Source organism: Mesorhizobium temperatum (assembly GCF_002284575.1).
Lineage (GTDB): Bacteria > Pseudomonadota > Alphaproteobacteria > Rhizobiales > Rhizobiaceae > Mesorhizobium > Mesorhizobium temperatum.
The window spans coordinates 23,024-35,702 of sequence record NZ_NPKJ01000077.1 but is presented as its reverse complement, the minus strand read 5'-3'; the positions used below and the strand labels follow the sequence as shown (position 1 = coordinate 35,702).

General features: G+C 63.4%; 14 protein-coding genes. 7 read left to right on the top strand and 7 right to left on the bottom strand.

What is annotated here, in order from left to right; all coding sequences use genetic code 11:
• Positions 1 to 11 precede the first annotated feature (11 nt).
• Positions 12 to 953: a nucleoside hydrolase gene (locus CIT26_RS35140; protein ID WP_095496850.1), complete on the top strand. Its 942-nt coding sequence runs from the start codon at positions 12 to 14 to the stop codon at positions 951 to 953.
• A 180-nt stretch (positions 954 to 1,133) separates the two neighbouring features.
• On the opposite strand, the gene CIT26_RS35135 is transcribed toward CIT26_RS35140, so the two are convergent.
• From CIT26_RS35135 to CIT26_RS35110, 5 genes are all read right to left on the bottom strand, one after another.
• Positions 1,134 to 1,748, bottom strand: a complete 615-nt coding sequence (locus CIT26_RS35135; protein ID WP_095496849.1) for a LysE family translocator — start codon at positions 1,746 to 1,748, stop codon at positions 1,134 to 1,136.
• A gap of 110 nt (positions 1,749 to 1,858) precedes the next feature.
• Entirely contained in the window at positions 1,859 to 3,310 is a 1,452-nt protein-coding gene (locus CIT26_RS35130) for an amidase (protein WP_095496848.1), read from the bottom strand.
• Between the two features lie 5 nt (positions 3,311 to 3,315).
• Positions 3,316 to 4,227, bottom strand: a complete 912-nt coding sequence (locus CIT26_RS35125; RefSeq protein ID WP_095496847.1) for a ribokinase — start codon at positions 4,225 to 4,227, stop codon at positions 3,316 to 3,318.
• Positions 4,228 to 4,440: 213 nt separating this feature from the next.
• The gene (locus tag CIT26_RS35120) at positions 4,441 to 5,319 is read right to left on the bottom strand and encodes a methylated-DNA--[protein]-cysteine S-methyltransferase (protein WP_095496846.1); all 879 of its coding nucleotides are present in this window, start codon (positions 5,317 to 5,319) and stop codon (positions 4,441 to 4,443) included.
• Positions 5,320 to 5,568: 249 nt separating this feature from the next.
• Complete coding sequence (locus tag CIT26_RS35110) at positions 5,569 to 6,063, bottom strand: DUF2244 domain-containing protein (protein ID WP_095496845.1); 495 nt, start codon at positions 6,061 to 6,063, stop codon at positions 5,569 to 5,571.
• A gap of 22 nt (positions 6,064 to 6,085) precedes the next feature.
• Between CIT26_RS35110 and nth the strand changes: the two genes are divergently transcribed.
• A complete protein-coding gene (gene nth / locus CIT26_RS35105) occupies positions 6,086 to 6,889 on the top strand; it encodes an endonuclease III (protein WP_095496844.1) in 804 nt (267 codons plus the stop codon).
• On the opposite strand, the gene CIT26_RS35100 is transcribed toward nth, so the two are convergent.
• A complete protein-coding gene (locus tag CIT26_RS35100) occupies positions 6,883 to 7,338 on the bottom strand; it encodes a DUF2214 family protein (RefSeq protein WP_095496843.1) in 456 nt (151 codons plus the stop codon). The two genes, nth and CIT26_RS35100, sit on opposite strands and share 7 nt — an antisense overlap.
• 152 nt (positions 7,339 to 7,490) lie before the next feature.
• On the opposite strand from CIT26_RS35100, the gene CIT26_RS35095 reads away from it, so the two are divergent.
• On the top strand, positions 7,491 to 7,721 hold the full coding sequence (locus CIT26_RS35095; RefSeq protein ID WP_095496842.1) for a YdeI/OmpD-associated family protein: 231 nt from the start codon (positions 7,491 to 7,493) through the stop codon (positions 7,719 to 7,721).
• A 202-nt stretch (positions 7,722 to 7,923) separates the two neighbouring features.
• Positions 7,924 to 8,463 (top strand): GNAT family N-acetyltransferase, encoded by a 540-nt coding sequence (locus tag CIT26_RS35090; protein WP_095496907.1) that lies wholly within the window; start codon positions 7,924 to 7,926, stop codon positions 8,461 to 8,463.
• A 50-nt stretch (positions 8,464 to 8,513) separates the two neighbouring features.
• Here CIT26_RS35090 and CIT26_RS35085 read toward each other — a convergent pair whose 3' ends face one another.
• On the bottom strand, positions 8,514 to 9,287 hold the full coding sequence (locus CIT26_RS35085) for an IclR family transcriptional regulator (protein WP_095496906.1): 774 nt from the start codon (positions 9,285 to 9,287) through the stop codon (positions 8,514 to 8,516).
• 204 nt (positions 9,288 to 9,491) lie between these two features.
• Here CIT26_RS35085 and CIT26_RS35080 point away from each other — a divergent pair, with 204 nt between their 5' ends.
• From CIT26_RS35080 to CIT26_RS35070, 3 genes are all read left to right on the top strand, one after another.
• Positions 9,492 to 10,469, top strand: a complete 978-nt coding sequence (locus CIT26_RS35080) for a Bug family tripartite tricarboxylate transporter substrate binding protein (RefSeq protein WP_095496841.1) — start codon at positions 9,492 to 9,494, stop codon at positions 10,467 to 10,469.
• 130 nt (positions 10,470 to 10,599) lie between these two features.
• Positions 10,600 to 11,136, top strand: coding sequence for a tripartite tricarboxylate transporter TctB family protein (locus CIT26_RS35075; RefSeq protein ID WP_095496840.1), 537 nt, complete (start codon positions 10,600 to 10,602; stop codon positions 11,134 to 11,136).
• Between the two features lie 4 nt (positions 11,137 to 11,140).
• Entirely contained in the window at positions 11,141 to 12,664 is a 1,524-nt protein-coding gene (locus CIT26_RS35070; RefSeq protein ID WP_095496839.1) for a tripartite tricarboxylate transporter permease, read from the top strand.
• Positions 12,665 to 12,679 lie beyond the last annotated feature (15 nt).

The window sequence follows — 12,679 nt, the reverse complement described above, 5'->3', positions numbered from 1 at the left end:
AAGGAATTGAAATGCCCCTATCCCGCAAGATCATCATCGACACGGATCCCGGCCAGGATGATGCCGTCGCCATATTGCTGGCGCTCGGCAGCGCCGAGCTGGAGATCGTCGGCATGACCGCCGTCGCCGGCAACGTGCCGCTGAGGCTCACCGAAAAGAATGCACGCAAGATCTGCGAACTGGCCGGCAGGTCTGACATCAAGGTCTATGCCGGCGCCATCCGGCCGCTGGCGCGCGAACTGGTTACCGCCGAGGAGGTGCATGGCGAGACCGGTCTCAACGGACCGCAATTGCCCGAACCGACAATGAAACTGCAGGACCAGTATGCGGTGGATTTCCTCGTCGAGACACTGATGAAGGAAGAGAGCGGCACGATCACGCTCTGCGCGCTCGGACCGCTCACCAACGTTGCGCTGGCGCTTATCCGCGAGCCGAAGATCGCGCCGCGCATCAAGGAAATCGTGCTGATGGGCGGCGGCTTCTTCGAAGGCGGCAACGTCACGCCGACCGCCGAATTCAACATCTATGTCGACCCGCATGCCGCCGACGTCGTGTTCAAATCCGGCATCCCGATCGTCATGATGCCGCTCGACGTCACCCACAAGGCGCTGACCACCGCCAAGCGGACCCAGGCCTTTCGCAAGCTCGGCACCAGGGTCGGCACGGCTACGACGGAGATGCTGGAATTCTTCGAGCGCTTCGACGAGGAGAAATACGGCACCGATGGCGGTCCGCTGCACGACCCTTGCGTCATCGCCTATCTGTTGAAGCCGGAGCTGTTCAGGGGCCGCAACTGCAACGTCACCGTGGAAACCGCCTCGGAGCTCACCATGGGCATGACCGTGATCGACTGGTGGGGCGTGACCAAGCGACCGAACAACGCCATGGTGATGCGCGACATCGACCATGATGCGTTTTTCGCACTGCTGCTGGAAAGGCTGGGGCGGCTTTAGGGCTTCTTCCTTCTCCCCTTGTGGGTCCCCTTGTGGGAGAAGGTGGCCGAGCGAAGCTCGGCCGGTTGAGGGGTGCTGGACGGATCGCGGCGCTGGTGTTTCTTCCAACACCCCTCATCCGGCTCGGCGCTGCGCACCGATCCACCTTCCCCCCACAAGGGGGGGAAGGAAAGGTGCCGCTCACTTCGCCTTTGAAAACGCCAGCCACAGGCCGCCGCCGATCAGGAAACTGCCGCTGATTCTGGACATGAGCTTGATGCGGCCGGCCGAGAGCCGGCGTCCGGCGCGGCCGGCGGCCAGCGCGAAGGTCGAATCCGACACGGCGGCGAAGATCAGAGCGGTGATACCCATGACGACGATCTGCAACGCGTAGTTGCCTTCAGGGGCGATGAACTGCGGAAAGAAGGCGCCGAAAAACACCAGCGTCTTGGGATTGCTGATCGCCACCAGCAGGCCTTGCAGGAAGAAGCCGCCGCGCGGTGTCTTCGCCGATCCGTCGGCGTTCAGCTTACCCTTGGAGCGGAACATCTGCACACCCATCCAGATCAGATAGGCAGCGCCGATCAGCCTGACCCATTCGAACCAATGGCCCATTCCCGCGATCAGCGAGGTCAATCCGATGCCGACAATGGCGATCATGATGGCCAGCCCCGCCTGCGTGCCGGCGACATTGGCGAGGCCGGCGCGGGAGCCATGGCGGATGCTGTTGGCGATGATCAGCGTGACGGTCGGTCCAGGCACCAGGACAATGACGATACAGGCAACGACATAGGTAGCGTAGAGTTCCAGCGACATGGTTTTTCCTCGACAATATGCGGCTTGCGACGCGGCCGACCGCGATCAATGCATGACAGCAACGCTGGTGCAAGCCGGCAGCATATGTCGCTGGCGGCCTTGACCTGGATTTAGGCTCCGGCCTGCCACGGCAGCGTCGTCTCGTAGGCTGCCGCTGCTCTCAACACGGCCATGTCGCCGCGCGGCCGCCCGATCAGTTGCATGCCCATCGGCCTGCCTCTGGCATCGAAGCCCGCCGGTACGTTGACCGCCGGGCAGCCGCCCAGCGTGGCGAGCGCTGAAACCTGCATCCAGCGGTGATAGCTGTCCATGGCACGCCCGGCCACTTGCGTCGGCCAGTGAGTGGAAACCTCGAAGGGGAAGACCTGTGCGGTCGGCAGTGCGACGAGGTCGAAGCGGTCGAAGAGCGACAGCAGGGTTTTGTGCCAAGACGAGCGCCTCACCGTGGCGGCGTGGATCTGCGGCGCCGTGAGCTGCAGCGCATGTTCCACCTCCCACACGGCCTCCGGCTTCAGAAGACTGCGTTTCAAGGGATCGTCGTAATGCGCCTTGAGCGCGCAACCGCTGCTCGCCTGGCGCAGCGTCACAAAGGCCTGCCACAGCGCCTCGAAGTCGAAATCCGGCACCAGCGCTTCGGTCTGAAAGGATACATCGGCGAATCGGCCGAGAGCGGCCTCGCAAAGATCAAGGATGCCGGGTTCGAGCGGCAGATGGCCGCCGAGATCGCCGAACCAGGCGATGCGGCCGCCGTCCGCCGCCGTTTGCAGTCCCTGTAGGAAGCAGCCCTGCTTGTGATGCGAGAGCGGCGCGCGAGGGTCGTAGCCGGCCTGCTCGTCGAGCAGCAGCGCCATGTCGCGCACGCTGCGACCCATCGGCCCTTCGACGCCCATCTGCGCGTGAAAGACGTCAAGCTCGGGGCCGGCCGGGACAAGTCCCTGCGATGGACGGAAGCCATAGACGTTGTTGTAGGCGGCCGGGTTGCGCAGCGAGCCGCCAAAGTCGCTGCCGTCGGCGACTGGCAGCATGTCGAGCGCCAGTGCGACCGCCGCGCCGCCGCTCGAACCGCCGGCGGTCGAGGCCGGGTCGAAAGCGTTGAGCGTCGGGCCGAACACCGTGTTGTAGGTGTTTGAGCCAAGGCCGAATTCGGGAACGTTGGTCTTGCCGATGATGATGGCGCCGGCGTTGCGGATGCGCTCGACGAAAAAATCGTCTTCCTGCGGCACGAAATCGGCGAAGATCGGCGAGCCGAAGCTGGTCCTGAGGCCCTTGGTCTGCACGAGATCCTTGATGGCGATCGGCAGGCCGAACAGCGGTCCGGCATGCCCTGCATGCGCCAGATGCGCGTCTGCCTTGTCGGCATCGTGCAGGATGTCGGCACGGTCGCGCAGCGAGACGATGGCATTGACCAGCGGGTTCACCGCTTCGATCCGGTCGAGGAATGCCGTCACCACCTCGCGCACGGACAACTGCCGGCGGCGCCTGATCGCGTCGGCAAGATCCACGGCGGACAGGCGGCAGATATCGCCGGCAGGCGGCACGGCGTGTTTCGTGGCCGGGCGCATGGCTCTCACCTAGCTGGCGGATTTTGGAGCGCCGCGTCGACGTCCTTCGCCAGCGGGATCGCAGGCTGGGCGCCGGGCTTCAGGCAAGCGAGCGAACCTGCGGCTGCAGCACGGGCGAGCGCCTGATCGAGCGGCAGGCCGGATGACAGCCCGGCGGCGAAATAGCCGCAAAACGTGTCGCCGGCGCCGACCGTATCGACCGGCGTGATCTTCAGCGCCGGAAGCATCAGAAGATCGGCTGGTGTGGCAGCCAGAACGCCGTCGCCGCCGAGCGTGACGACAGTTGTGCGGCCGGTCTTCCCGGCGTAATCGCGCATCCGCGCCGGGCGATCGCGGCCGCTCAGCGACAGCGCCTCGCCATAGAGGTCGAATTCGGTTTCGTTGGCGACGACATAGTCGGCCTTGCCGAGGAAGGCGGCCGCCTCGCCGCGGAACGGTGCCGTGTTGAGCACGGTAACCGCGCCCGCCGCTCGGGCGGCGTCCAGTGCTGCATCAACAGTCTGCAGCGGGATCTCCTGCTGCAGGAGCACGACATCGCCCTTTTTCATGAAGGCTTTGGAAAGGTCGCCTGTCACGACCGAATCATTGGCGCCCGGCACCACGGCAATGACGTTCTCGCCGTCGTCGGCGACCATGATCAATGCCGTGCCGGTCGAGGCGAAGGTTTCGCCGACACCGGACAGGTCGACCTTGCCGTCCCGCAGCAGCGCCAGCGCTTCAGTGGCGAAATTGTCCTTGCCGACCGCGCCGACCATGCGCACCTTGGCACCGGCGCGCGCGGCGGCCAGGGCCTGGTTGGCGCCCTTGCCGCCGGGTGCGGTGGTAAAGCCGGAGCCCCGAACCGTCTCGCCCGGTGCGGGCAAGCGATCGACATTGGCGATAAGGTCAAGGTTGATCGAGCCGATAACGATGATCAAGTGGTGCCTCCCTGCTGACGCATCGTGCTTTCCGAAAATCGGAATCGATTTTCGGAAAGCACGATGCGTAGAATTAAAGTGTTAGAGCGTACTTTGTGCGTCCAAATGGACGCACGTCGCTCCATTGCGCGGGAAGCTACTCCGTAAGGCCGCCGCTTGCCAGACCGCGCGAGATGAACCCGCGCGGTCTGGCCCGAATCTATGGGAGTTTCATCAAGATCCGACTTGTCCCGCTTCCCAGCCAAGGATGGCGCGTTTGCGGGTCAGGCCCCAGTGGTAACCGGTGAGCGCGCCGGACTTGCCGAGAGCCCGGTGACACGGCACTACGAAGGACATCGGATTGGCGCCGACCGCGGCCCCCACCGCCCGGCTGGCGCTCGGCGCGCCGATGCCGGCGGCGATCGAGGAATAGGTGCAGGCCTTGCCCATCGGGATGCGCAGCAGGGCCTCCCAGACGCGGACCTGGAAGTCGGTGCCGATCATGACGACGCGCAGCGGCTGGTCGGCGCGCCACAGCGCCGGATCGAAGATGCGCGCAGCATAGGGCGCCGTCGCGGCCATGTCCTCGACATAGTTTGCGTTCGGCCAGCGGCCGGACATGTCGGCGAAGGCCGCACGCTCGCCGCCGGCATCGCTGAAGGCGAGACCGGCAAGGCCGCGGTCAGTAACCATGATCAGGGCGATGCCGAAGGGCGAAATATGATAGCCGTAGCGGATCGTCAGCCCGGCGCCGCGCGTCTTGTAGTCACCCGGCGACATCGCCTCATGGGTGACGAAAAGGTCGTGCAGTCGGCCGGGGCCTGACATGCCGACCTCGAAAGAAGCCTCGAGCAGCGGCATGCCGGAATCGAGCAGTTTGCGCGCATGGTCGAGCGTGACCGCCTGGAGGAAGGCCTTGGGCGACAGGCCGGCCCAGCGTGTGAAGAGCTTCTGCAGGCCGGTCGGCGTCTCGCCGACTTCCTCGGCCAGTATTTCGAGCGACGGCTGGTCACGGTAGTCAAGGCTGATCTTCTCGATCGCGCGCCGAACAACTTCGTAGTCACCGCCTTCGGGCGTGATGTCTTTCTTCAGAATAGCTGTCTGTGCGTTCATCGGACTATCTCCTTGACCGTGAATATCGTCCTTCGCGGCTGCGATCACCACCCGAAACTTGCCTTCTCGCGGCACATACCCAGATAGAATTGGCCTCGAGGAAGGGGCCGATGATGGGCTGGCGAAAAGGTGCATCTCACCAAGGAGAGGGAGACGCTGCTGATTACCATTTATGGCAAGGCACTGGAGAGCCGGTTGCCTCAATCGCTGCTGAAAGATCATTTTGCGGACGAGGCGGTTCGCTCACATCTAGCGCGTCTTGGCGGTCGCCAGGGCGCGTGAAAAGGCTGACGCAAAGCTCTCTCGGTCGTCGGGATTGAGGAAGCCGCCGATCGGCACATTCTGGCCTTGTGCTTCCACGGCCATCCTGGTGATGCCGATCTCGGCGTGACGGGCGACCGAAAAACGCGCCCAGAACGGATTGAAGCGATGTGCTTCCGATTTGCCTGATGGCGCGGTCTTGCGGATGTCGAGTCTGGTGCGCGAGACCGACACTTCCTCGCGGGCGCGGGCGGCACGATAATTGGCGCGAAAGGCGATGTAGACGGCAATCACGTCGAGACCGAGGAAGCCGAACACCGGCCAGGCGCCGCGCGACAGGAAAAACGCTCCGGTCACCAACGAGCCGAGCAGCAGAGCGCCCATCAGGATGGCAAAGCCGGTTTTGCCCAGCGACCGATGCGGTATCAGCAACGCCTGGAAGAATGGCTCGTCGGCCTGAAATGAGGCGTTTGTGTCGCTCATGACGGGATATTATAGGAAGGGGATGACAAGCCCCAAGCCCAAAAATTCCTCTACACCCGAAAATGAGCCCTCCCCCGGCCGACGCGACGGCTCGAACGCCAAGCCGCGTGCCCGGCCGGTGCGGTCCCATTCGCGCTACAGCCCGGCCGAGGTGCACGAGATTTTCCGACGCTTTTCCGTTCAGCGGCCCGAGCCGAAGGGCGAGCTCGAACACATCAACGCCTTCACGCTGCTGGTGGCGGTGGTGCTTTCGGCACAGGCGACCGATGTCGGCGTCAACAAGGCAACGCGGGCGCTGTTTAAAGTCGCCGATACCCCGCAAAAAATGCTGGCGCTCGGCGAGGCAAAGGTCGGCGACTATATCCGCACCGTCGGGCTTTGGCGCAACAAGGCCAAGAACGTCATTGCGCTGTCGGAAGCGCTGATCCGCGACCATGGCGGCGAGGTGCCTGACGACCGCGATCAATTGGTCAAGCTGCCGGGCGTCGGGCGCAAGACCGCCAATGTCGTGCTTAATATGGCCTTCGGCCAGCACACGATGGCGGTCGACACGCACATCTTCCGCATCGGCAACCGGCTGGGACTGGCGCCCGGCAAGACGCCGGAACAGGTCGAACAGGGGCTGTTGAGGATCATTCCAGACGAATATATGCGCCACGCGCATCATTGGCTGATCCTGCATGGCCGCTACGTCTGCAAGGCGCGCAAACCGGATTGTCCGGTCTGTGTCATCGCCGACATCTGCAAGGCCGAGGAGAAGACGAATGATGTTCCGGCGCCGCTGGTCGAAATTGCGCCGCTCGAACCCGTAGGCAAAATTCAGTAGCCGTAGCCGCGCGCCATCGCCGCGGCGAAGACCGGAATCAGCAGGAAGATGAAGGCTTCGGCGCGGACATAAGTTCGAACGGATGCAAGTTGCGCCGCCGGCACTTGAAAGCCGGGGCTGGCCGAGGCCTGCCTGTTCCAGGAAACAAAGCGGACTGTCGGGATGATCGATAACAGGCCGACAATGACGAAGGCCGCCATCTTTGCCCAGAACACCCAGTTGTAGACGTAGAATTCCCAACCCTTCAGGCCGTAGATGACGCGGCCGATGCCGACGACGATGATCAGCATGGCGATGATGCCGTAATGGCGATCGATGCCGACAAGCCGCCGAAGCGTCGCGGCGGGCAGATCGCCGCGGATCAGGACAAATTCGGCGCCGATGATGCCCGCCAGTGAAAACACCAGCAGATGATGGAAGATGGCAAGCAGAAGATCGGTGGTATCCATGCCCTTTTCCCTCCGTTGGACGGCACAGCGGACGCTGAATCAGCTCCATGCGAAGGGTAGCATCGTTCGGCAAGATTCCCATGCCGGAGCTGGAGTTCGCGACTAAGTCGCTGCGTTGTTGACGCCAAATCCTGACAGCCTAAATCTTGACCATGACCAGACTGAAACGCGCCTTGAACCCGATGCCGGACGACATCCGAACCGCTTTGACAAAGCAGGGATTGATGGCGGCTTATGATGACAGGCCGGATTATCAGAAGAACGACTATCTCGGCTGGATCGCTCGTGCCAAACGCGCCGAGACAAGACATAAGCGGTTCGACCAGATGCTGGACGAGTTGAAGCGCGGCGGCGTCTACATGAACATGCCCTGGCGCGGCTGAAATCGCGCTTATCGTGTCACAATTTCCCTCGCTCGAAGCGCCTCGACCTCGTTTCTCGCGCTGGAGGATGATCTGCGCTGTCTTGGCTCTTGTTTGACATTTGGGCGACATGCATGAGGCACCGGCAAACAACCACTTTGAATTTGCGCATGATCCTTTCGGAAGCGGTTTTTCCGCAGTCATGCGTCGCGGGACAGAGTTTATGGGAAATCCAAGAGCAGCCAGCGCGCCGGTCATCGAGACGAAGCGAACCATCTTGCGGCCACACCAGCTCGATGATTTCGATGCCTATGTCGCCATGTGGGCCGATCCGGCCGTCACCCGCTTCATCGGCGGCAAGCCGCGCACGCGGGAGGAAAGCTGGATGCGCTTCCTGCGTCATGCCGGCCTGTGGTCGCTGCTGGGCTACGGCTTTTGGGCGATCGAGGACAAGGCGACCGGCCGCTTCATCGGCGAAGCCGGCTTTCACGATTTGAAGCGCAACATCGTGCCGTCGATCGAAGGCGTTCCGGAAGCCGGTTGGGCGCTGGTCCCGAGCGCCCATGGCCAAGGCTTCGCCAGCGAAGTCGTCGGACGGGTTCTCGCCTGGGGCGACGAGGCATTCGGGCGCGCAAGGACTGTCTGCATCATCGATCCGGAAAACACCGCTTCGCTGAGCGTCGCGGCCAAATGCGGCTACAGCGAAGTGTTGCGGACCACCTATCACGACGACGCGACGATCCTGCTGGAACGGCAGCCTTGAGGGTTGCGGCCTGTCATCCTGTGGCTCTGATCGGGCCGAATCGAGGCTTTCTAGGCCTGCCGCTTCAGCACCGGGCCTTCCGCTTTGGCCTTTAGGGCCGCCTGTTCGAGCATCGAGGCGTCTTCGCCGAAAGCGCGGGTGGCGCGCGCGGCCGCCTCGATCAGCGGATTTTTCATGCGCTGGAGAAAGGCCGCGTCGACGCGCGTGCTCGGGCCTGACAGCGTCAACGCACCGAGCAAGGTGTGCCCCGGCCCGAACACTGGTGCCGAAACGCCCGCCGTCTCGGGGTCGCGATCGCCGACCGACAAACAATGGTAGGTTTTGCGGATCGTCTCGTAAGGCTCGCCCTGCTGACCGGAAAACGCCGCAAGCACGCGGCCGCCCGTACCGGCCAGCAGGGGCAGCACGTCGCCTTCCCGTATGGTGTAGCGGATGGGATGCTTGGACTCGACACGATAGAGGCAGGTGCGGACGTCGCCCGAGCGGACATAGAAAGCGACGCTTTCCCAGCTTCGCTCGGCCAGATCGCGCATGATCGGCAGCAGGATGTCGATCGCCACGACCGAACGCTGGTATAGGGCACCCAGCCGGAAGGTGGCAGGGCCGACACGGTAGCGGCCGTCGTCGAGACGCTCCAGCAGCTGCCCGCGCAATAATGAGTTCGCCAGCCTCAGGATCGTGCTCTTGTAGAGGCCGGTCCGCGCCGCGATTTCGGCCAGGCTGAGCGACCGGTCGGCGGTAGCGAAAGCATCGAGGATGGCGATCGCACGGTCGAGGGCGGCAACACCGTTGGTCGACGCAGGCTTGGATTGTGTTACGGTCATCTGCTTGACCACGTCGTTCCGTTCCCAGTTGGACAGAAGGGCCGATCGGAACAACTATGCCGCGTGGAGACCGTTCTGTCCAGTAGAATGCTGTTCCTGTTGACAGAACAAGACAAAGGCTGCATGAATTTTTGTCGAGCGGGTCTGAATTCAGGCTACGTTGCTGGCAGGCACCAGAGGAGGTGTCGTGATTGGAGGAATCCCATGCTGAACAGACGCAGATTTTTAATGAGCACCGCCGCTGCCGGCGCCGCCGGTTTCGCAGCGTTGCATCTCTCGCCCGCTTTTGCGCAGGATGCGCCGCAGATCCAGATCTTCGTGCCGGCAGCGCCCGGCGGCGGCTGGGATCAGACGGCGCGCACGATGGACCAGGTGCTGCGCAGTGAGAAGCTGATCTCCGGTTCGCAGATCACCAATGTCGGCGGCGCCGGCGGCACAGTCGGCCTGCCGCAATTCATCAGCCAGTGGAACGGCAAGGGCAATTCGCTGATGGTTGCCGGCATGGTCATGGTTGGCGCCATTATCGCCAACAAATCGGCCAACAATCTCACCGAGGTCACGCCGATCGCCCGCCTCACCGGCGAATTCGAGGCGCTTGTCGTGCCGGCGGCCTCGCCGTTCAAGACCGCAGCGGATTTCGTCGCCGCCCTCAAGGCCGATCCGACCAAGGTTCCGGTGGCTGGCGGTTCGGCCGGCGGCTCGGACCACATATTGTTCGGCCTTATCGCCAAGACGGCCGGTGTTCCGGCAGCCAACCTCTCCTACGTGCCGTTCGCCGGCGGCGGCGAGGCACTGTCGGCGCTTCTCGGCAACCAGGTCGCGGCCGGTATCTCCGGCTATGGCGAGTTCTCCGAACAGGTCAAGGCAGGCGCGCTTCGGCTGCTCGCCATTTCCGCGGACAAGCGTCAGGAAGGCATCGATGCACCGACGCTGAAGGAAGCCGGTATCGATGTCGAATTGTTCAACTGGCGCGGCGTCTTCGCACCGCCGGGCGTTTCCGACGCCGACAAGGCGGCGATGATCACGCTGGTCGAGACCATGGCTAAAAGTGATGCCTGGGCCACCGAATGCAAAAACCGCAACTGGACGCAAATCCTGCTCACCGGCGACGACTATGCCAAATTTCTCGCCGAAGACACGACCCGGATCGCAGCCATCCTCAAGGACCTCGGCCTTGCCTGATGTCCTCGGAGAGGGGCGGTCTGCACTGCCCCTTTCCGATGTTCGCCAGCCGCATGGACATACGATCCAGCGCGAGTGAAACTGCGGTGGGGTCGGCTGTGGGAGACCGGCCTATCCAGGGAGGACGATCATGAGCACCAGCGACCAGCAGGCGGCGCGGCCGCGCCTTGCCGTGCCCGAATTGCTGATCGGCATCGGGCTTCTCGCCTGCGCCGGCGCAGTAGCCTGGCAGACGCTGTCGATTCCGGTGTCGCCGCTCTACTCCAAGGTCGGCCCGACCGTCTTCCCCTACATCACCATGTTCGGCATGACGATCCTATCCCTCCTGTTGATCGTCGCCGCCCTGCGGGGCGGCTGGCAACCGGAAGAGGAAAAGGAAACGCCGACCGACTGGAAGGCGATGGGCATCGTCGCCGTCGGACTGGTCGCGAACCTTGTTCTGATCCAGCCGCTTGGCTTCACCGCAGCCTCGGTGATCATGTTCGTTCTCATCTGCCACGGGTTTGGCAGCAGACATCCGTTGCGTGACGTGCTGCTCGGCCTGATCCTGGCGCTTGCCGCCTATTTCGGCTTCGCCAGGGCGCTCGGCGTCAATATCGGCGCCGGCTTCATTGAGAACCAGCTGAACACGGGTCTCGATTCGATTATCCGTATGTTGAGAGGCTGAAGCCATGGAAACGCTCAGCCATCTCGCGCACGGATTTTCAGTCGCTTTTACGCCGGTCAACCTCATGTGGTGCCTGCTCGGCACGACGCTGGGGACAGCGATCGGCGTGCTGCCCGGCCTCGGACCGGCGCTGACCATCGCGCTGCTTTTGCCGATCACCTATCAGGTGGCGCCGGAAGCATCCTTCATCCTGTTTGCCGGTATCTATTACGGCGCCATGTATGGCGGTTCGACGACATCGATCCTGCTCAACACGCCGGGCGAAAGTGCTACCATCGTCACTGCGCTGGAAGGCAACAGGATGGCCCGTTCCGGCCGCGGCGGCGCGGCACTTGCCACTTCGGCGATCGGCTCCTTCGTCGCCGGCACACTTGGCACGCTGGGCGTCGCTTTCCTGGCCCCGGTCGTGGTCAAATTCGCTCTGTCTTTCGGCCCGGCCGAATATTTTTCGCTGATGGTGCTGGCCTTCATCACGGTTTCAGCGGTGCTCGGCTCGTCGTCGGTGCGCGGCCTGACCAGCCTGTTCGTCGGCTTCGTCATCGGCATGATCGGCGTCGACCTGCAGACCGGGCAGCCGCGCTTCACCTTCGGCATGAGCCAATTGCTCGACGGCGTCGACGTGATCGTCGTCGCCGTCGGCCTCTTTGCAGTCGGCGAGACGTTTTACATGGCCTCGCGCCGCTATGCCGGCAAGGACGAGATCGTGCCGCTGAAGGGCTCGCTCTACATGACGGCGAACGAATGGGCACGCTCGTGGAAGGCTTGGCTGCGCGGCGCCCTGCTCGGCTTCCCGATCGGCGCCCTGCCGGCCGGCGGCGCCGAAATCCCGACCTTCCTGTCCTATGCGATCGAGAAGAAGCTATCCAAACACAAGGAGGAGTTCGGGACGGTCGGCGCCATTGAAGGCGTTGCCGGACCGGAAGCCGCCAACAACGCATCGGCTGCCGGCGTGCTGGTGCCGATGCTGACGCTCGGCCTGCCGACCTCGGCGACGGCCGCGATCATGCTGTCGGCCTTCCAGAGCTATGGCATCAATCCCGGGCCGATGCTGTTCATGACGCAGGCCAATCTGGTCTGGGGGCTGATCGCCAGCCTGTTCATCGCCAACATCATCCTCGTCATCCTCAACCTGCCGCTGATCGGGTTGTGGGTGCGGCTGCTGAAAATCCCGGCGCCGCAGCTCTATGCCGGTATCCTGGTGTTCGCCACGGTCGGCACCTACGGTATTTCGCAGTCGCCGACCGACCTCGTCATCCTCTATCTGCTCGGCGGGGCCGGATTCCTGATGCGGCGCTTCGATTTCCCGACGGCGCCGGTCATCATCGGCATGATCCTCTGGCCGCTCGCCGAAACGCAGTTCCGCCGCGCGATGACCATCTCGAACGGCGACTGGTCGGTGTTCTACAAGCACCCGCTGTCGCTGACGCTGCTGACGCTGGCGTTCATCGGGCTGATTGGGCCGCATATCTACGCTTACGTCGAACGCAGGCGCCTGCGCGGACCGGAGCATGTGCCGGGCGATGCCTGACCTGTCTGTAACATC